At 71.9% G+C, this 19,911-nt stretch carries 13 protein-coding genes and 1 pseudogene; 9 read left to right on the plus strand and 5 right to left on the minus strand.

Translation table 11 applies throughout. From position 1 onward, the window contains the following. The first annotated feature begins 79 nt into the window (after positions 1-79). Both murA and ACW9TB_RS07785 read left to right on the plus strand, forming a co-directional pair. Entirely contained in the window at positions 80-1,396 is a 1,317-nt protein-coding gene (gene murA, locus ACW9TB_RS07780; RefSeq protein WP_472747251.1) for a UDP-N-acetylglucosamine 1-carboxyvinyltransferase, read from the plus strand. A 52-nt stretch (positions 1,397-1,448) separates the two neighbouring features. Then, entirely contained in the window at positions 1,449-3,788 is a 2,340-nt protein-coding gene (locus tag ACW9TB_RS07785; RefSeq protein ID WP_472747252.1) for a transglycosylase domain-containing protein, read from the plus strand. A gap of 31 nt (positions 3,789-3,819) precedes the next feature. Here ACW9TB_RS07785 and ACW9TB_RS07790 read toward each other — a convergent pair whose 3' ends face one another. Together ACW9TB_RS07790 and ACW9TB_RS07795 are read right to left on the minus strand one after the other, a co-directional pair. Then, positions 3,820-5,106, minus strand: coding sequence for a serine hydrolase domain-containing protein (locus ACW9TB_RS07790; protein ID WP_472747253.1), 1,287 nt, complete (start codon positions 5,104-5,106; stop codon positions 3,820-3,822). A 239-nt stretch (positions 5,107-5,345) separates the two neighbouring features. Further along, positions 5,346-6,248: an AraC family transcriptional regulator gene (locus ACW9TB_RS07795; RefSeq protein ID WP_472747581.1), complete on the minus strand. Its 903-nt coding sequence runs from the start codon at positions 6,246-6,248 to the stop codon at positions 5,346-5,348. Between the two features lie 170 nt (positions 6,249-6,418). Between ACW9TB_RS07795 and ACW9TB_RS07800 the strand changes: the two genes are divergently transcribed. Together ACW9TB_RS07800 and ACW9TB_RS07805 are read left to right on the plus strand one after the other, a co-directional pair. Then, positions 6,419-7,339: an NAD-dependent epimerase/dehydratase family protein gene (locus ACW9TB_RS07800; protein ID WP_472747582.1), complete on the plus strand. Its 921-nt coding sequence runs from the start codon at positions 6,419-6,421 to the stop codon at positions 7,337-7,339. Beyond that, positions 7,336-8,154 carry an alpha/beta hydrolase family protein gene (locus tag ACW9TB_RS07805; protein ID WP_472747254.1) on the plus strand — a complete coding sequence of 273 codons (819 nt, stop codon included), beginning with the start codon at positions 7,336-7,338 and terminating at the stop codon, positions 8,152-8,154. Before ACW9TB_RS07800 ends, ACW9TB_RS07805 begins: the two co-directional genes overlap by 4 nt. A gap of 133 nt (positions 8,155-8,287) precedes the next feature. Here ACW9TB_RS07805 and dnaE read toward each other — a convergent pair whose 3' ends face one another. The 3 genes and pseudogenes from dnaE to ACW9TB_RS07820 all read right to left on the minus strand — a co-directional run. Then, positions 8,288-11,809: a DNA polymerase III subunit alpha gene (gene dnaE / locus ACW9TB_RS07810; protein ID WP_472747255.1), complete on the minus strand. Its 3,522-nt coding sequence runs from the start codon at positions 11,807-11,809 to the stop codon at positions 8,288-8,290. Positions 11,810-11,929: 120 nt separating this feature from the next. Then, positions 11,930-12,250 (minus strand): chorismate mutase, encoded by a 321-nt coding sequence (locus ACW9TB_RS07815; protein ID WP_472747583.1) that lies wholly within the window; start codon positions 12,248-12,250, stop codon positions 11,930-11,932. Positions 12,251-12,385: 135 nt separating this feature from the next. Continuing rightward, positions 12,386-12,985, minus strand: a pseudogene (locus ACW9TB_RS07820) (hypothetical protein); the annotation flags it as partial. A gap of 291 nt (positions 12,986-13,276) precedes the next feature. On the opposite strand from ACW9TB_RS07820, the gene ACW9TB_RS07825 reads away from it, so the two are divergent. The 5 genes from ACW9TB_RS07825 to ACW9TB_RS07845 all read left to right on the plus strand — a co-directional run bounded on the left by ACW9TB_RS07825 (position 13,277) and on the right by ACW9TB_RS07845 (position 19,906). Then, positions 13,277-15,871, plus strand: coding sequence for a serine/threonine-protein kinase (locus tag ACW9TB_RS07825; RefSeq protein WP_472747256.1), 2,595 nt, complete (start codon positions 13,277-13,279; stop codon positions 15,869-15,871). A 44-nt stretch (positions 15,872-15,915) separates the two neighbouring features. Further along, positions 15,916-17,994, plus strand: coding sequence for a serine/threonine-protein kinase (locus tag ACW9TB_RS07830; RefSeq protein WP_472747257.1), 2,079 nt, complete (start codon positions 15,916-15,918; stop codon positions 17,992-17,994). Beyond that, on the plus strand, positions 17,991-18,824 hold the full coding sequence (locus tag ACW9TB_RS07835; protein ID WP_472747258.1) for an AraC family transcriptional regulator: 834 nt from the start codon (positions 17,991-17,993) through the stop codon (positions 18,822-18,824). Before ACW9TB_RS07830 ends, ACW9TB_RS07835 begins: the two co-directional genes overlap by 4 nt. 23 nt (positions 18,825-18,847) lie before the next feature. Continuing rightward, positions 18,848-19,528: an AzlC family ABC transporter permease gene (locus ACW9TB_RS07840; protein WP_472747259.1), complete on the plus strand. Its 681-nt coding sequence runs from the start codon at positions 18,848-18,850 to the stop codon at positions 19,526-19,528. A gap of 66 nt (positions 19,529-19,594) precedes the next feature. Further along, on the plus strand, positions 19,595-19,906 hold the full coding sequence (locus tag ACW9TB_RS07845; RefSeq protein ID WP_472747260.1) for an AzlD domain-containing protein: 312 nt from the start codon (positions 19,595-19,597) through the stop codon (positions 19,904-19,906). Positions 19,907-19,911: the final 5 nt, after the last annotated feature.

The following is a 19,911-nucleotide window of genomic DNA, read 5'->3' on the forward strand; positions in this document are numbered from 1 at the left end:
GTGCAGATGTGCCCGATGTTACATACCCTGCGGCCCGGCGCCACCCGAGGCTTCGACCGAATCCCGTTACTCTGGCGGTGTGAACGAAGAGGTATGGCTGATCGAACCCTCCGGGCCGCTCCGCGGTGACGTCGAGGTCCGCGGCTCCAAGAACGGCGTCTCCAAGCACATGGTCGCCGCGATGCTGGGCACCGGTGAGAGCACGATCCAGAACGCCCCGGACGTGGGCGAGGTGGGGATCACCGCGCAGATGCTGAGGGCGCTCGGCATCGACGTGGAGATCAGCGCCGGGGAGATCTCCGTCGCCCCTGGCAAGCAGATCAACCCGCACGTCCCCGCGGCGTTCACCGGCCTCAACCGGATCCCGATCCTGATGCTGGGCCCGCTCCTGCACCTGGCGGGCGAGGCGTTCGTGCCGCTGGTCGGCGGCGACCCGATCGGCCGCAGGCCCGTCGACTTCCACGTCGAGGCGCTGCGCGCGATGGGCGCCGAGGTCGAGGTGAGCGACACGGGCGTGTACGCCAAGGCCAAGAGGCTGCGCGGCACCCGGATCGAGCTGCCCTACCCCAGCGTCGGGGCCACCGAGACGATCCTGATGTCCGCGGTGCTGGCCGAGGGCAAGACCGTGCTGAAGGGCGCGGCGATGGAGCCCGAGGTGGTGGAGCTCGCCCTCTTCCTGCAGCGCATGGGCGCGCGCATCGAGCTGAGCCCCGACCGGCGCATCGTGATCGAGGGCGTGGATCGCCTGCACGGCGCCTCCACCTGGCTCAACGGCGACCGCATCGAGGCGTTCTCCTACCTAGCGGCCGGCCTGATCACGGGCGGGCAGGTGCGGGTGCACGGCTGCCCGCAGGACCGGCTGGTGACCGCGATCACCACCCTGGCCAGGATGGGCGCCGAGGTCGACATCACCGACGACTACCTGTCGGCGTCCGCGCCGCACGGGCTGCGGGCCGCGGCGGTGCAGACCGACACCCACCCGGGGTTCATGACCGACTGGCAGACGCCCCTGATGGTGCTGTTCACGCAGGCCCAGGGCATGTCGGTGCTGCACGAGACGGTGTTCGAGAACCGCCTGGTCTACGTGCCCGCGCTGCAGAAGATGGGCTGCGAGATCGAGGTCTTCGACGTCTGCCTCGGCGGCCCCGCCTGCCGCTACCACGACACCAACGCCAAGCACTCGGCGGTCGTGCGCGGCGTGTCCAGGCTGAGCGGCGCCGACGTGACGCTGCCCGACATCCGGGCCGGGTTCTCGGCCGTGCTCGCCGCCGCCGCGGCCGAGGGCACCTCCACCCTGCGCGGGGTGCACCACATCGAACGGGGCTACCACCGGCCGTTCGAGCAGTTCGCCTCGCTCGGGCTGAAGATCAGTCGAGAAAAGGTGCAGGACGGATAAGAATTGGCAATCGGGTGTTTGTAGGTGATCATCCGGTCGCACGTTACTATGCGTGACATCGCGCCCAGAGGTGAGACGTGGTCCCGGCGCGTGCCTGGGCCGGCTGGTGGCCTGCGGGGTGTTCGGCGGGCTGCTGGCCGCCATGGCCGCGCTGCCGCTGGTCGGCACGGCCGGGCTCACCGTCAACAACGTCACGAGGACCCTCACCGACCTGCCCCCGAGCCCCCGGGAGAACCCGCTCCCCCAGCGCACCGTGCTGCTGGACAAGAACGGCAAGCGGTTCGCCCAGTTCTACACGGAGAACCGGACGGTCGTGACGCTCGCCCAGGTCGCCCCCGTCATGCGCGCCGCGATCGTGGCGATCGAGGACTCGCGCTTCTACGAGCACGCGGGCCTGGACATCAAGGGCACCCTGCGCGCCCTGGTCACCAACACCAAGGCGGGCGGGGTACGGCAGGGCGGGTCCTCGCTCACCCAGCAGCTCGTGAAGAACATCCTGGTCGAGAACTCCGAGAGCGACACCGAGCGCGCCCAGGCCCGCGCGCCCAGCATCCAGCGCAAGATCACCGAGCTGCGGTACGCGCTGGCGATGGAGAGGAAGTACACCAAGGCCGAGATCCTGGAGCGCTATCTCAACATCGCCTACTTCGGCGCGGGCGCCTTCGGGGTGGAGGCCGCCGCCCAGCGTTTCTTCTCGGTCCCGGCCTCCCGGCTCACCCTGCCCCAGGCCGCCGCGCTGGCCGGCGCGGTCCGCGCGCCGTACGCCACCGACCCGTCGCTGGACGCCGGGCGCAGGGAGCGGTTGCGCGAGCGCAGGGACATCGTCCTGGACCGGATGGCCCAGCTGTCGTACGTCACCCCGGTGCGGGCCGAGGCCGCCAAAAGGCGCCCGCTGGCCATCCGCCTCAAGCCCGAGCCGGGCGGCTGCGACGGGAGCGTCTACCCCTACTTCTGTCTCTACGTGCACCGGGAGCTGCTGACCAACACGGCCTTCGGCCACACCCGCGCCGAGCGGGAGCGCCGCCTGGCCAGGGGCGGTCTCGTGCTGCGTACCACTTTGGCGCCGAAGGCGCAGCGGGCCGCGGAACGCGCCATCGCCGCGCGGGTCGGCAGGAAGGACACCGAGGTCGCCGCCGAGGCGATGGTCCAGCCGGGCACCGGGCGGATCCGGGCCATGGCGGCGAGCAAGAAGTACGGCAGCAACACCGGTAGCGCCGCCAACGCCAAGAACGGCCCCAACACCACCTACAACCTGCCCGCCGACATCGCGCACGGCGGCGGCCAGGGCCTCCAGGCCGGTTCGACGTTCAAGGCGTTCACCCTGGCGACCGCGCTGGCCCAGGGCTGGCGGTTCGACCAGGGCTTCATGACGCCCGGCAGCTTCGTCCCCGACAGCGGTTTCGTCGACTGCAAGGGCCGCAAGGTCAACGACCCCGGCGCGGAGATCTTCAACGCGAGCGGCGAGGGCAAGGGCGGCCCGCAGAGCCTGTCCACCGGCACCTGGAAGTCGGTGAACATCTTCTACATGATGCTGGAGCAGCGGGTGGGCCTGTGCCCGGTCGTCACGACCGCAAGGTCCCTGGGCATCGCCCGCGCCGACGGCGCCCCGCTGCGGGAGGTGCCGACCTTCACCCTCGGCGTGAACGAGATGGACCCGGTGACCGTGGCGTCCGCGTTCGCCGCGTTCGGGGCGCGGGGCCGCTACTGCCGTCCGATGTCCATCGTCGAGATCGTCGAGCGGGACGGCAGGCGATTCAAGGTCCCGCCCAGCTGCTCGCGGGCGATCGAGCGCGACGTGGCCGACGCGGTCAACCACCTCCTGGCCGGGGTGTTCACCAAGGGGACCATGACCGGCCAGAGCATCGACCGTCCGGCCGCGGGCAAGACGGGCACCAACAACGGCTACACGTCGGCCTGGTTCGCCGGTTACACCCCCGACCTGGCCGCGGCGGTCAGCGTGGGCGACATCCGGGGCTCCTACCGCTATCCGCTGACCGATGTCGAGATCGGCGGCGAGTACTTCGGCTCCGTCCAGGGCGCCTCCCTGCCGGGGCCGATCTGGGTCGCGTCGATGTCGGCGGCCCTCGACGGCACGCGCGAGACCCGCTTCCACCGCCCCGACATGAGCCGTTTCGGCGGCGGGTTCACCCCCGGCCTGGAGGAGGCCCTGGCCAGGGAACGCGAGGAGGAGGGCATCGAGGACACCGAGGGCGCCGAGGGCACTGACGCCGAGGGCCGTCGCGGCGCCCGGGAGGACCGCGGACGCCGCTTCCGCGAGGAGTACCGGCAGCGGGACGGGCGCGGGTACCGGGAGGAGCGGCGCTACCGCGAGAACGGCGCGCACCGCCGCTACCGCGCCCCCCAGTGGCGGAACCGCCCCCGCTACCGCTGACCACCCACCCGGTGACCGGGTGACCGGTGGGTCAGCGCTTGACCAGCACCTGCTGGGTCGGGAGGAGCACCGGAGGCCGGGAGCTCTTCGCCGTCGCCGCGGACGGGCCGCACAGCGCCTGCATGAAGTAGCCTCCCATCGCGTAGTCGATCGCGTGCGGCTGCGGGTAGCCGTTCGCGTCGAGCTGCTGGTACTTCATGAGGTTGAACCCCAGGGAGAGCTGGCGGCGGCCGTCCTCGGCGGACAGGGAGATCGTGCCCATGCCGAACACGGCGCCGTCGTGGCCCCAGAACCGGCCGCAGGGCAGGTCCTGGGCGTAGATGCCGAGACCGTAGTTCATCACGACGTTGCCCTCGCCGTCGGTGACCGGCACCGTCGTCCGCATCTGGGCGAGCTGCGCAGGGGCGAGGAGCCCGCCGCCCAGCAGCTGCCGGTAGAACCGGTTGAGGTCCTCCATGGTCGAGACGACGGCGCCCGCCGTACCCGCCCACGACATGTCGTAGACGCTGTAGTCGCGCGGCGGGTCGATGTAGCCGTACAGCGCCTCGTACGCCTTGGAGTGCTGCCCGGGGATGACCGGCGTGCGCGGGAAGGACGTGTCGCGCAGCCCGGCCCGGCCGATCACGTGGCGGGTGATGTACGCCTCCGCGCCGGTGCCGGTCACCTTCTCCAGGAGCATCCCGGCGATCACGTAGTTGGTGTTGGAGTACGAGAACAGCTGCCCCGGTTCGCCGGTGCGCGGCGCCTCCAGCCCGAACCTCACCAGCTCCGACGGGCTGATCCTGCGGAACCGGTTGTCGTCGAGGCTCTGCGGGGAAGCCTGGACGAGGGAGGGGAAGGCGCCCGCGACGTAGTCGCCGATGCCGCTGGTGTGGTTGAGCAGCATCCTGACCGTGGTCCTCTGGCCGAGGTCGCCGGGCAGGAGGCCGGGGAGATAGCGGGCGACGGGCGCGTCCAGCTCGACGCGGCCACGCTCGACCTGCTGCAGGATCGCCACGGCCGTGAAGGTCTTGGTGATGCTGCCCACCCGGTGGACCATCCCCGAGTTGACGGGCCGCCGGGTCCGCACGTCGGCGACCCCCGCCGCGCCGAGCCATCTCGACCCGCCGTCCCGTACGGCGGAGTAGGTGCCGTACATGCCGGCCTCGTGGATCGCGGCGAGGCCGCGCCGGAGCGCCTCCCGGTCGAGCCCCGCCCCCTGCCCGGCTCCCTGCTCGGCCCCCTTCCCGGGCTCCTGTCCGGACGACGCCGCGGGCCCGGGGACCGGCTCGGCGGACGCGGGGGGCGCGACGGCCCAGGTCACGAGAATCGCGCTCAACCCGAGGCCGGCTATCGCCCGTCCACGGTGGGGAAGTCGCGCGAGAGTCATCGGCTGTCAGCTCCTCAGATCCGGAATGTTACGACACGACGATCATCGCAATTCCGGTCCGCCCCTCCCTCCTCTCCCGGGACGACCTGCTTCTCGTCCGCCAGGACGAAACCCGGGGGCGCACACCGATGCAAAATGTCATACGGGGCACCCCGGCTACCGGAGGCCCCGCTGCCCGGCCGCGCCTCTCACCCTCTGGGCCTGCGGTACCGGCCCGGAGCCTGGCCGTACTCGCGTTTGAAGGCCCTGGCGAAGGCGAACTCCGAGGTATAGCCGGTTCGTTCGGCGACGCCGCGCAGGGGCGCGTCGCCCTCGCGCAGGAGCCTGGCCGCGATCGTCATACGCCACCAGGTGAGATAGGCCAGGGGCGGGCGGCCCGCGAGGGCGGCGAACCGCTTGGCGAAGGTGGCCCGGGACATTCCGGCCAGGGTGGCGAGTTCCCCGACGGTCCAGGGCCGTTCGGGGTGGGTGTGGATGGCACGCAGCGCCGACATCATGGCGGGGTCGTTGAAGATCGCGGCCCATCCGGTGGGGGTGCGGCCCGCCTGCTCGTCGAGCCAGGCCCGCAGGACGAACAGCAGCAGCATGTCGACGAGCGAGGTCAGGATCGCGCTGGTCCCGGCCTGCGGGGTGGCCAGTTCGCGGCCGAGGAGCTCGACGGTGGCCCGAAGGGAGGTGTGCCGGCCCACCTCGGCCGGCAACCGGATGATCTCGGGCAGTTCGTCGAGCAGGGGATGGGTCCGGTCGCGGTCGAAGTAGTAGGCGGCGCACAGCAGCGTGGAGGTCGGGCCGGTGCCGTCGATGCGCACCTGGTCGAGCGGGTCGTCGGGGCGCGGCCGGAACTCCACCACCGGGCTGTCGGGATGGTCGGCCAGGGCGTAGCCGGTCACGCGCGGGAGGAAGACCACGTCCCCGACGTTCAGTGCCCGCGGCGTGCCGTCGGCCGGGATCAGCCAGCAGGAGCCCCGCAGGACCACGTGGCAGCCCGCCCCGTCCCCCGGTGGGAAGCGCACTCCCCAGGGGGCGCGGGCGCGGGTGCGCGCCGTGTGGGGCCGGCCGCCGCGCATCGCGGTGAGCACGTCACTGAGCATGTCCACAGAAGCACCCTAACGACATCTTCCTCAGACGTTCAGGCATAAATCACAGAGGATCGGCCATGGTTCGTCGCGGTGGCCGATCCTACGGTTGTCTTCCGGGGCGGCCGGCCGCCGTCCGTGACCGTCGCGAATCCCTGGAGACTCTTTTGTCGTCGTATGTCGTGGTGGGGGCCGGCCCCACCGGAAGTGCCGTGGCGCGCCTGCTGGCCGAATCGGGGGAACGGGTGCGCGTGCTGTCGCGGCGCGGCGCGGCGCCGGACCACCCGCGCATCGAACGGGTGGCGGCCGACGCCGGGACCGTCGAGACCCTGGTGGAGGCGGCGAAGGGCGCGACCGCGCTGTTCAACTGCGCGGCGCCGCCCTACGACCGCTGGCCCGCCGAGTGGCCGCCCCTGGCCGGGGCGTTGCTGTCGGCCGCGGAACGAACCGGCGCGGACTACATCATGCTGGGCAACACCTACGGCTACGGGGCTGTCGACGGCCCCATCACCGAAACCCTGCCGATGGCCGCCGACACCGTGAAGGGCCGGGTCCGCGCCCGGATGTGGACCGACGCGCTGGCCGCCCACCGGGCGGGCCGGGTCCGCGTCACCGAGGTGCGCGCCGGTGAGTACCTCGGCGCGGGTGCCGCCTCGCTCTACACCATGCTGGTCGTTCCCCCGGTGCTGGCCGGGCGGCCGGTGTCCTATCCCGGTGATCTCGACGTGCCGCACAGCTGGAGCCACATCGGGGACGTGGCGCGCACGCTGGTCGCCGCGAGCCGGTACGACGGCGCGTTCGGCCGCGCCTGGCACGTGCCGTCCACCTCCGGCCTGCCGGTCCGGCCGCTGACCGCGCGGCTCGCCGAGATCGCCGGTACGGCGGCACCGGCGCTGGGCGTCATGTCCCAGGAGGAGCTGCGACAGCTGGGCCGGACCGACCCGATCATGGCGGAGATCCCCGAGATGCGTTACCTCTACCAGCGGCCGCACGTCCTGGACTCCACCCGGACCGAACGCGAACTCGGCCTCAAGCCCACCCCGATCGACGACGTCCTGGCCGAGACCGTCGAGTCGGCCACCACGACGCGAAGGAGCACCCGATGACCGCCTTCCGGACCGGTGAGGTGACCAGGACGCTGGTCGAGGAGATCCCCGTGCTGTGGGTCGCGCCCGAGCCACGGCGTCCCCGCGCTCCGCTCGCACTGTGGCTGCCGCACCTGACCTCGACCAAGGAGGAGTACCTGCCTGTCCTGCGGCAGCTGGCCGAGGCGGGGTTCGTCGCCGTCGGCTTCGACCCCTGGCGGCACGGCGAGCGCGGCACCGAATCCCCGGAACAGATCTCCGAGCGCGTCATGGGGGACTTCCGCCGCCACATGTGGCCGCTGCTGGGCCACACGACGCTGGACTGCCTGCGCGTCGTCGACTGGGCGACGACCACCCTGGGGGCCGGGCCCGAGGTGGTCGCGGGCGGCGTGTCCATGGGCGGCGACAGCGCCGTGGCCCTGGCGGGCGTCGACCGGCGCGTCAGCCGGGTCGCGGCCGTCGTCGCCACCCCCGACTGGACGCGCCCCGGCATGCACGACCTGATGGACCCCACCCGGCTCCTCCCGCAGGGGAAGGCCGACCACTACGCCCAGTGGTTCTACGACCGGCTCGACCCGCTCACCCACCTCGACGCCTACGCCCACGGCCCGGCCATCACCTTCGAGTGCGGGGCCGACGACACCCACGTGCCGCCGGACGGGGCCGTCCGCTTCCGCGACGCCCTGAGCCGCGCCCACCCCCGGGCGGGGGAACGCGTGCGGGTCAACCCGCGTCCCGGCCTGGGACACATCGACGGAGCCCAGAACGCGAAGCTGATCCGCGACTGTCTCACCTGGCTGCAGCGGGCACCCGAGAGACCACTCGACCCCCACTGACCCAGCGCGTCCGGGTGAGCACGAGGAGGACGCGGCTGGCGGTGACGCGTCCGGCCGCCCCGTCCCGGGTGATCTCACATCCGGCGGGCCCGCTGAGAACATCCGACGGGCGCGCCGAGAAGAGCCCGGCCTCTCAGGCCCCGAGGCAGGCGGGGCCGAGGAGCTGCTTCAGGTCACCCATCAGGGCCGGGGACGGCGACACCCGCAGGCGGTCGTCGAGGCGCACGATGGTGGTCTTCGGACCGTTGTGAACCTGCAGGTGCACCTCGGTGGTGCCGGGGTGCGCGGTCAGCACCTCCTTGAGGCGGCCGACCACCGGCGGGGTGCAGCGGGCCAGGGCGAGGCTCACGGCCAGGGGGCCACCGGCCTCCCGGGTCAGGTCGGGGGCCGTCACCTCCATCGCGATGATCTTCCCGACGTCCTCGCGCTTGTCCAGGCGGCCCTTGACGAACACGATGGCGTCCTCGGCGAGCACCGTCGCGCAGAGCTGGTACGCCGAAGGGAAGATCATCACCTCGATGGCGCCCTCCAGGTCCTCCAGCTGGGTGAGCACCCAGGTGTCGCCCTTCTTGGTGACCTTGCGCTGCAGGCCGCTCAGGATGCCGCCGACGGTGACGACCTGGCCGTCGGGGCGGTGCTCGTCCTGCAGCGCGGCGACGGTGCAGTCCGCGCCGGAGGCGAGGATGTGCTCCACGCCGAAGAGCGGGTGGTCGGAGACGTACAGGCCGAGCATCTCCCGCTCGAACTGCAGCAGGGTGTTCTTGTCCCACTCGCCCAGCGGGATCTGCACGTCGAAGGTCTGGTCCTCGGCGCCCTCGATGGCGCCGAACAGGGAGTCCTGGCCCTGGGCCTCGTTCTTCTTGATCCCGATGATGCTGTCGACGGCCTGCTCGTGGACCATCACCAGGCCCTTGCGCACGTGCCCGAAGGAGTCGAAGGCACCGGCCTTGACCAGCGACTCGATGACCCGCTTGTTGCAGACCACCATGGGGACCTTGCGCAGGAAGTCCTTGAAGTCGGCGAAGCGGCTCTTCTCCCTGCGCGCGGCGATGATCCCATCGACGACGTTGCCGCCGACGTTGCGGATCGCCGACAGGCCGAAGCGGACGTCGGTGCCGCGCGGGGTGAAGTCGAAGTCGGAGTCGTTGACGTCCGGCGGCAGCACCTTGATGCCCATGCGGCGGCACTCGTTGAGGTAGAGGGCCGACTTGTCCTTGTCGTCCTTGACCGAGGTGAGCAGCCCGGCCATGTACTCGGCCGGGTAGTTGGCCTTGAGGTAGGCGGTCCAGTAGGAGACCAGGCCGTACGCGGCGCTGTGCGCCTTGTTGAAGGCGTAGTCGGAGAAGGGCAGCAGGATGTCCCAGAGCGTCTTGACCGCCGCGGCCGAGTAGCCGTTGTCCTTCATGCCCTGCTCGAACGACTCGAACTGCTTGTCCAGCTCCGACTTCTTCTTCTTGCCCATCGCGCGGCGCAGCAGGTCGGCCTTGCCGAGCGAGAACCCGGCGACCTTCTGCGCGATGGCCATGACCTGCTCCTGGTAGACGATCAGGCCGTACGTCGTGCCGAGGATCTCCTGGAGCGACTCCTCGAACTCCGGGTGGATCGGGACGATCTCCTGCTGGCCGTTCTTGCGCAGCGCGTAGTTGGTGTGGGAGTTGGCGCCCATCGGGCCGGGCCGGTACAGCGCGCCGACGGCGGAGATGTCCTCGAAGTTGTCGGGCTTCATCAGCCGCAGCAGCGACCGCATGCCGCCGCCGTCCAGCTGGAACACCCCCAGGGTGTCGCCCCGGCCGAGCAGCTCGTACGTCTTGCGGTCGTCCAGCGGCAGCTTGAGCAGGTCGATGGCCTCGCCGGTGTTGGCCTCGATCATCTTCAGGCAGTCGTCGATGATCGTGAGGTTGCGCAGGCCCAGGAAGTCCATCTTCAGCAGGCCGAGCGTCTCGCAGGTCGGGTAGTCGAACTGCGTGATGATCACACCGTCGGAGTCGCGGCGCATGATCGGGATGTAGTCGGTCAGCACCTCCGCCGACATGATGACCCCGGCCGCGTGCACGCCGGTCTGCCGGATCAGGCCCTCCAGGCCCCTGCCCAGGTCCATCGCCGACTTGACGTCGACGTCCTCCTCGTACAGCCTGCGCAGCTCACCGGCCTCGTTGTAGCGCGGGTGGTCCTTGTCGAAGATGCCCGACAGCGGGATGTCCTTGCCCATCACCGCGGGCGGGAACGCCTTGGAGACCTTGTCGCCCAGCGCGTACGGATGCCCCAGGACGCGAGCCGCGTCCTTGATGGCCGCTTTCGCCTTGATGGTGCCGAAGGTGGCGATCATGGCGACCTTGTCGGCGCCGTACTTCTCGGTCACGTAGCGGATCACGTCACCGCGCCTGCGCTCGTCGAAGTCGATGTCGACGTCGGGCATGGAGACGCGGTCGGGGTTGAGGAACCGCTCGAAGATCAGCCCGTGCGGCAGCGGGTCGAGGTCGGTGATGCCCAGCGCGTACGCGGCCAGCGAGCCCGCGGCCGAGCCTCGCCCGGGGCCGACGCGGATGCCGTTGTTCTTGGCCCACATGATGAAGTCGGCGACCACGAGGAAGTAGGAGGGGAACCCCATCTGCAGGATGACGCTCATCTCGAACTCGATCTGCGCGCGGTGCTCCTCGTCGACGCCCTCGGGGAAGCGCCGCTCCATGCCCGACCAGATCTCCTTGCGGAACCAGCTCTCCTCGGTCTCCCCGTCGGGCAGCGGGTAGGTGGGCATCAGGTTCTTGAAGCCGAACATGCCGCTCGGGTCGACCTTCTCGGCGACCAGCAGGGTGTTGCGGCAGCCCTCGGCCCACAGGTCGGAGGAGTCGACGGCGCGCATCTCGTCGGCGTTCTTGATGTAGTAGCCGCTGCCGTCGAAGCGGAAGCGGTCGGGGTCGGACAGCTGCTTGCCGGTCTGGATGCACAGCAGCGCGTCGTGCGAGGTCGCGTCCGACTCGTAGGTGTAGTGGGAGTCGTTGGTGACCAGCGGCGGGATGTTCAGCTCTTTGGAGATGCGGGTCAGGCCGTCGCGGACCCGGCGCTCGATGTCAAGCCCGTGGTCCATGACCTCCAGGTAGTAATTTTCCTTGCCGAACAGCTCCTGGAACCTGGCCGCCGCCGCGACCGCCTCGTCGTACTGGCCCAGGCGCAGCCGGGTCTGCACCTCGCCCGACGGGCAGCCGGTGGTGGCCATCAGGCCCTCGGAGTGCTCGGCGAGGATCTCGGCGTCCATCCGGGCCCACTTGCGGACGAAGCCCTCGGTGTACGCGCGCGAGGAGAGCTTCATCAGGTTGCCCAGGCCGGTGGCGTTCTTCGCCCAGATGGTCATGTGGGTGTAGTAGCCACCCGCGGAGACGTCGTCGCGCTTCTGGTGCGGCTCGCCCCACAGCACCGGCTTCTTCTGGTGCCGGGAGGCCGGGGCGACGTAGGCCTCGATACCGATGATCGGCTTGATCCCGGCCCCGGTCGCCTGCTTGTAGAAGTCGTAGGCGCCGTGCATGTTGCCGTGGTCGGTGATCGCGATGGCGGGCATGCCCAGGTCACCGACCTGTTTGAACATCTGCTTCAAACGGGCGGCCCCATCCAGCATGGAGTATTCCGTGTGAACGTGCAGATGCACAAACGAGTCTGACATGCGGCCCCGTCCTCCCCTAGTCGCACCGTCGGCGGGGAAAGCGTATCCAAATCTGGGTTTCGAAAGTGACTCATGCGCTTCGGGTCGCCTCCCCTTCGGGCTCCCCTCACTCTGTCCCCCTCAGTCCCGGCCTCGGTCCCGGTGCGCGGACCGGCGTTCCTCGGCGAGGTGGAGACCCGCCTCGATGACGGCGTTCATGATGGGGGCGAGCCTGGCCTCGCCCAGGGCGGGGGCGCGGCGGGCCATCTCGGCGACCAGGCGGCGCTCGCGGTCGGCGTCGCGACCGGCGAAGCCCCCGACGGGCTTGAGGCGCTGGATGGTCCCGGCCAGCTCGGCGCGGCGCTCCAGCAGGACGGCGAGAGCGGCGTCGACACGGTCGATGGCCTCGCGGGCGGCGGGCACCGAGTCGGGGGTCTCCCTGCGGGTGAGGGCACCGACGATCCGTACGGCCTCGCGCGCGGCCAGCGCGTCCCGCTCGCCGGAGGAGAGGTCCAGGAGCAGGCCGTCGGCACCGGCGGCGACCGCCGCGGCGGCCAGCGCGGGGTCGGCGCCGAGACCGGCCAGGACCGGGCGGCCCGACCTCTCGCGCGCCGCGCGCATCAGGGCCAGGTCGGGGGTGGTCGCGCCCAGGGAGCCCAGGGGGGTACGGCCGCCGCTCTCGCAGAGCACGACCCCGTCGTTGCCCTCCGCCTCGCAGTGACCGGCGACCTCCAGCCACTCCTCCAGCGTCGCGGAGGGGTCGCGCTGGACGAGCACCGGCAGGCCGAGCCTGGCGGCGGCGCGTACCAGCCCGGAGTCACGCATCCAGGCCGCGCCGACCACCGTGCCGTCGGCCCCCTCGGCGATCAGCGGCAGGTCCTCCACGGAGAGCGGCTCCACCAGGACCGGTCCCGCCCCCTGGGCGCGGGCCGCCGCCACGGAGTCGGCCGCGGAGACCCCTTCGCGGTGGTCTCGCAGGCTGATCCAGTGGGCGTCCGCGCCGGGCCCGCCGATCACCACGGCCGGACCGGCACCCACCGTGAGCGCGCCCAGCCGCACCGCCGCGCGTTCCGCGTGTACCGTGCACCGTGCGGTGGACGACATGAGGCTCCCCAGGTTCGGCCGGCACGCGTCCCGCGAGCCGGCGGCCGTTCGGAAAGGGACTTCGTGCAGAGAGATTCGTGAAGAGAGGTTCATGCGGAGGTACGTGGAAAGAGGTTCGTGAAGAGAAAAAGGCAGAGACTCCGTGTCTCCGCCTCGTGCCCGGCTCCGGCTGGTCGCTAGTTCACACTGTCACGACCGGCTCTCCCGAGCCGGCTCAATGAACGCGAAATGACAGGTCACAGGGTCAATCTTAAGTCATCTTCCCGACATCCGCCACGTACTGGACAGCGCGTCTCAGGATATGGACCCCCCTGCGGCGTGTGAGTCGATCACTTTACCGGGCTATGAGAGTATTCGGGGGTTCAGAAGGAGGTAAGCCGGTTGATGGCCGAAGCACAGCCCGAGGGGCGACGTATCGCCTCCCGCTACCACCTGCTCGAAGCCATCGGCCGGGGTGGCATGGGCATCGTGTGGCGGGCCCACGACGAGCTCCTCGACCGTGAGGTCGCGATCAAGGAGGTCCGCTACGCCGACATGCTCGGCGAGGACAACCAGGAAGACTTCAACCGCCGCACCAAGCGCGAGGCGCGTGCCGCCGGGCGCCTGACGCACCCGAACGTGGTGGTCGTCCACGACGTCGTCGAGGAGGACGGGCGTCCCTGGATCGTCATGCAGCTGGTGGAGTCGCGCTCCCTCGGCAAGGTGCTGCGCCAGGACGGGCCGCTGCCGCCTCGGCGGGTCGCGGAGATCGGCCTCAAGCTGCTGGAGGCGCTGCGCGCCGCCCACGCCCAGGGAGTGCTGCACCGCGACGTCAAGCCGGAGAACGTGCTGCTGGCCGACGACGGCCGGGTGGTGCTGACCGACTTCGGCATCGCGACGCTCGAAGCCGAGACCGCGCTGACCATGACCGGCATCGCGGGCACGCCCGCGTTCATCCCGCCGGAGCGCATCAAGGGCGGCAGCGCGCAGCGTGAGTCCGACCTGTGGTCGCTCGGCGCGACCCTGTACGCCGCCGTCGAGGGCAAGCCCCCGCACGACCGGGGCGGGGCGCTGCCGACCATGCACGCCATCCTGAACGACGAGCCCGAGCCCCCGGTCCACGCCGGGCCGCTCGCCCCCGTCCTCGAAGGGCTGCTCCGCAAGGATCCGGCGCTGCGTATGCCCTACAAGGAGGCTGAGCGGCTGCTGCGCAGGGTGGCCGAGGGCGGGAGCGCCCGGCCCGCCAGGACCGCCGTCATGCCCGCCGTGAGCCCGGGGGGCGAGACCGATCCCGGGATTCGCTTCCAGCCCGGCGCCGTCCCCGAGACGGGCGCGAAACTGGACTCCGTACCCTCGGACTCCCGCTCCCAGGACTCCAGGGACGCCCAGGATGCACGGGACTCCGGGAGCGAGGAGCCGGGGAAGGCCGCCGCCGTACGGCCGAAGCCCGCCCCCGCGGCGGCAGGTTCCGCGGAGAAGGTGGAGGCCGCACCGGAGAAGGCCGCGGCGAAGGACGGCCAGGCTCCCGACGCCGGAGCGGGTCCGCGGGCTCCCGAGGCCGGAGCGAGCTCGAAGGCGGGCCGTCCCGCCACCGACGCTCCCCCCGCGTCCTCCGCCGCCGAGGCCGCGCCACCGATCCTGCCCAGGTTCGCCCCGAAACCGAAGCCCGCCGCCGGGAAGAAGCCCGAGCCCAGGCCCGCCGCCGAGGCCGCGGCGCCCCCGGTCCCGTCCAGGGCCGAGGTCTCTGCGCCCCCGGTCCTGCCCCGGTTCGCTCCCAAGCCGAAACCCGCTCCCGAGCCCGCCCCGAAGCCCGGCCCCGCCCCGAAGCCCGAGCCCACCTCGAACGAGCCCGCCGCCGAGGCCGTGGCGCCGGTCCTGCCCAGGTTCGCCCCGAAACCGAGACCCGCCGCCGACGCGCAGCCCGAGCCCGCCGCCGCCGACGCGACGGTCCGCGCGACGAAGCCGGGCACGGCGCCCTCCGCGTCCGCGGGCCCCGCCACCGGGAAGAGGCCCGCCGCACCCGCGACGAGCCGCGAGGACGCCCCACCGGCCGTGAAACCGGGAGCGAAACCGGAGACGGGGCCGGGATCCGAGCGTCAGAGGCCCGCCTCCCGCCCCAACCCCTTCCCACCCGTGGGACGCGAGCCGGAGCCCGCCAGGGAACGGGAGCCCGCCTCCGCGTCCAGGGCCGAGCCCGCTCCCCCGGCCCCCGCCTACGGAGGCCACGAGGCCGACACCCTCGCCCCCCAGAGGTCGGGCACCTCCCCGGTGAGGCGGGGACTGCTGGTGCTCCTGCCCGCGCTGCTGATCGTCGGCGGGATCGCCGGCTGGCTCGGCCTGCGCAGTGGCGACGACACCGAGACCCCGCAGGCCAGGCCGGGCGAACCGGGCGCGTCCAGCGCGTCGAACGCCCCGAGCGGCGCCGCCGAGACGACCTCGGAGGGCTCGCCGGGCCCGGAGACGTCACCGTCCTCCCCCGCGTCCCCGTCGTCCTCGCCGGAGGAGCCCTCGGCCTCCCCATCGGCCAGCCCGAGTCCCACCAAGACGGAGGAGAAGTCCCCCCTCCCCTCCGGCTGGAGGATGCACAAGGACTCCAACGGCTTCTCGATCGGCCTGCCCAAGGGGTGGTCCGTGGAGAAGCGGCCCGGCCAGCAGGTGTGGTTCCGCGGGCCCGAACGGACGAGCTTCGTCTTCGTCGAGTACGTCGACAAGGCGGGTCCCGACCCGAAGAAGGACTGGGAGAACCAGGAGAAGGTCATGCGGGGCCAGTTCAAAGGCTACGAGCGGGTCCGGATCGCGAACGTCAAGTACATGGTGAAGGCCGCCGACTGGGAGTTCACCTGGAACACCAACTCGGGCAAGGCCCGCGTGATCAACAGAGGGTTCGTCACCAAGGGCGGCCGGGGGTATGCGATTTACTGGCATACCCTGTCCAAGGACTGGAAGAAGAACATGCACCTCTTCGAGGGGTTCACCGCGACCTTCTCCTCGAAAAAGTGAGCGGGAGCCCTACCGCCTGCGGTGGGTGACCTGGGAGGGCGGGGATGGCGGAGAGAAAGGTGGCGGGCCGCTACCGGCTGCTCGAACACATCGGCGAGGGCGGCATGGGCATCGTCTGGCGCGCCCACGACGAGCTTCTCGACCGGGTGGTGGCCGTCAAGGAGGTCCGCTACCGGGGGGTCGACGAGGCCGCCCGCACCGACCTGAACCGGCGCACCATCCGCGAGGCCAGGACCGCCGGGCGCCTCGACCACCCCTCCGTGGTCATCGTGCACGACGTGGTCGAGGAGGACGGGCGTCCCTGGATCGTCATGCAGCTCGTCCGGTCCCGGTCGCTGGGTGAGATCGTCCGCTCGGGCGGGCCGCTCCCTCCCGAGCGGGTCGCCTCGGTGGGGCTGCACGTGCTGGGCGCGCTGCGGGCCGCGCACGCCGAGGGGGTGCTGCACCGCGACGTCAAGCCGGAGAACGTGCTGCTGGCCGACGACGGCCGGGTGGTGCTGACCGACTTCGGCATCGCCTCCATGACGCAGGAGACCGGCATCACCCGTACGGGCGCGATGGTCGGCACCCCCGCGTTCCTGCCTCCCGAGCGGCTGCACGGGCTGCCCGCCACCCCCGAGTCGGACCTGTGGTCGCTCGGGGCGACGCTGTACGCGGCCCTGGAGGGTCGTCCGCCGTTCGAGCGGGCCACGGCCGCCGCCACCATGATGGCGGTCCTGCACGGCGAGCCGAGCCCCATGACCCACTCGGGTCCGCTGTCGATGGTGATCCTCGGGCTGATGGCCAGGGATCCCGCTGCCCGGATGGTCCCCGACCAGGCCGAGGCCCTGCTCGGCCGCGCCTCCTCCCCCGGGCCGGTCTCCGGGCGGGCCGCGCGGGCGTACGGCTCTCCCGGCTCCCTCAGCTCTCCCGGTTCCCCCGGCTCCCCTGGATTCCCGCCCGAGCCGCCGCGCGCCGACCCGCCCCCGCTCCGGGACACCGCGCAGAACCCAGCGCGGGACACGGCGTGGGAGACGGCGCAGAACGCGGCGCGAGACGCGTGGCAGCCCGCGTACGGTGACCCGCCGGGCGGTCCCGGGCAGCCCCGCCACCCGGCCGCGCACACCCACCCCGGGCAGTCCCCGTACGCGTCCGGGCACACGCACCCCGAGCGGTCCCACCCCCCGGCCGCGCGCACCCGGCCCGAGCAGCCTCCGTACCCGTCCTCCGCCCCGTACGCGCACCCTGGACAGTCCCCATACACACCCGCCGAGTCCTACCCGCACCCCGGGCAGCCTCCGTACACACCCTCCGAGCCGTACACGCACCCCGGGCAGCCGTACGCGCACCGTGAGCTGCCTCCGCACGCGCGTTCCGGGCAGCGGGCGTACGGCTCCGAGCCCTCGTCGCCCTCGTCGTCGCCCCTCTCGTCTCCCGGCTCGTGGCCGGGGCGGGAGCAGCCCACGGACACCGGGACCGAGCCCGCGCGGCGGGCGAGGGCGGGGCGGCTCGCGCTCCTGGCCGGGGTGCCCGCGCTCGCGGTGACGGTCGGGGTCGGCGCGTGGCTGCTCCTGCGGGATCCCGGCGCCCCGGCGGACACCGGTGACAACCGGGCCGACGTCACGGCCCCGATCACCGAACCCACCCCCTCCACGCCACCGGAGACGTCCGCCACCCCGGAGGCGACGCCGCGTCCGGCCAGGACCATCCCCACGGGCTGGCGGCTGCACCGCGACCCGATGGGCTTCTCCGTCGCGGTGCCCAGAAGCTGGCAGGTCAAGCGGTTCTCCGGCCGCGACAGGGTGGAGTTCCGCGCCCCCGGCGCGAGCGGTGTCCTGTGGATCGAGTCGACCGACGACCCGGAGAAGAACCCGGTCAGGCACTGGCAGAAGGTGGAGAAGGCCGGGAGGGCCGACAACGTCTGGCCCGGCTACCGGCGGATCGGCATCACCTCGCTGACGTACCGGGGGGTGCCGGCCGCCGACTGGGAGTTCCTCTACCTCAAGAACGGGGTCCGTACCCGCGTCCTGGACCGGGGCTTCCGCACCCTCGCCGACAAGCCGTACGCGATCTACTGGGAGAGCCCGGCCTCCGGGTGGGACCGCTCGTTCTTCGACACGTTCACCAGGACCTTCCGATCATGAGCGGCCTGGAGAGAGCGCGTTTCTGGCGTACCCCGGCCCTGCCGGGGGTGGAACTCCTCAAGGCCAGATACGTGACCCACCGGTTCCCGCCGCACGCGCACGACAGCTACGCGATCGCGATGGTCCTGTCCGGGCTGGAGGAGTTCGCCTACCGGGGCAGCGTCCACCGCGTGGGTCCGGGCAGCCTGGCCATGCTCAACCCCCATGAAGTCCACGACGGCCACGCGGGCGTCCCCGACGGGTGGTCCTACCGGGTGCTGTACCCCTCGGTCGAGTTCGTCTCCGGGATCGCCGCCGAGCTGATGGCCGGGCACGGCACCCCCAGCTTCCCCGAGACCGTCACCTACCACCGGCCCACCGTCGCGCTGCTGCGGGCCGCGCACGACGCCGCGGAGGGGAACGACGACCTCACCTCCTCGACGCTGGCCCGCACGGCCTTCGCCGCGCTGCTCACCCGCCACGCCTCCCGCCGTCCCGCGGACGCGCCACGCCGGGACAACGACCCGGCGGTACGGCGTGCCAGGGAGATCCTGCACGAACGGCTCGTCGACCCGCCCACGATCGAGGACCTGGCGCGGGCGGTGGACACGGGACCCTTCGCCCTGATCCGGGCCTTCAAGACGGCCACCGGGCTGCCTCCGCACGCCTACCTGAACACGCTGCGGATCATCCGGGCCCGGCGGCTGCTGCAGGCGGGAACACCTCCGGCGCAGGTCGCCGGGGACGTGGGATTCACCGACCAGGCCCATCTGAGCAGGCACTTCACCCGGACGGTCGGCGTGCCACCGGCCGCGTACCAGCGCGCAGGAACGTACAAGACCAGGGCTTAAAAGCGGACATAAGCTCACCTCCCATGGAAACAACCACTCGTTCCTCCGCGGTCAGGGACGGACTGGGCGTGGGGGTCGCCGTCGGGCTGTCGGGGGTGGCCTTCGGCGCCGCGGCGGTCACCGCGGGGCTCAGCGTCGCGCAGGCGTGCGTGCTGAGCCTGTTCGCCTTCACCGGCGCGTCGCAGTTCGCCCTGGTCGGCGTCGTCGCGGGCGGCGGCAACCTCGTCGCGGGCACGGCGGGCGCGATGCTGCTGGGCGCCCGCAACAGCCTGTACGGCCTCCGCCTGGCCGGGGTGCTCGACCTCCGGGGATGGCGCAGGCCGCTGACGGCCCACGGGGTGATCGACGAGACGACGGCGGTCGCCCTGGCCCAGCCGGACGAGGAGTCGACCAGGACGGCGTTCCTGGTCACCTTCGCCAGCCTCTACGTGACCTGGAACGCCACCACCCTGGTCGGCGCGCTGGGCACCTCCTGGGTGGCCGACCCCTCGGTGTTCGGCCTGGACGCGGTCGGCCCCGCGACGTTCCTCGCCATCCTGTGGCCCCGGCTCACCGGGGGCGGCGCCGAGGCCCGCGCGCTGCGCCTGATCGCGGGCGGCGGCGCGGCGGTCGCGCTGGCCGCGACCCCGTTCACCCCGCCGGGCGTGCCCGTGCTGCTCGCGTCCGTGGCCGTGCTCGCGGTGATCCTGAGGAAGCCCAGGTGACCGTGCTCGCGGTGATTTCGAGAGGACCCAAGTGACCGTGCTCGCGGTGATCCCGAGGAGACCCAAATGACCATCTGGTGGGCCGTCGTCGCCACCTGCGCCGCCTGTTACGCGCTGAAGCTCGCCGGGCTGTCGGCGCCGCGCCGCCTCCTCGACCACCCGGGGGTGCAGCGCTTCGCGACGCTGGTGCCGGTGGCCCTGCTGGCGGCGCTGATCGCGGTGCAGACCTTCGGCGCGGGGCAGGCGCTGCACCTCGACTGGCCGCGTACCGCGGGGATGGGTGCCGCCGTCGTGGCACTTCTGCTGCGCGCCCCGTTCCTGGTGGTCCTCGCGGCGGCGGCCGTCGCCACCGCCGCGCTGCGTCACGTCCTGAGCTGAGCCCA

The organism is Streptosporangium sp. H13245 (genome assembly GCF_055690525.1).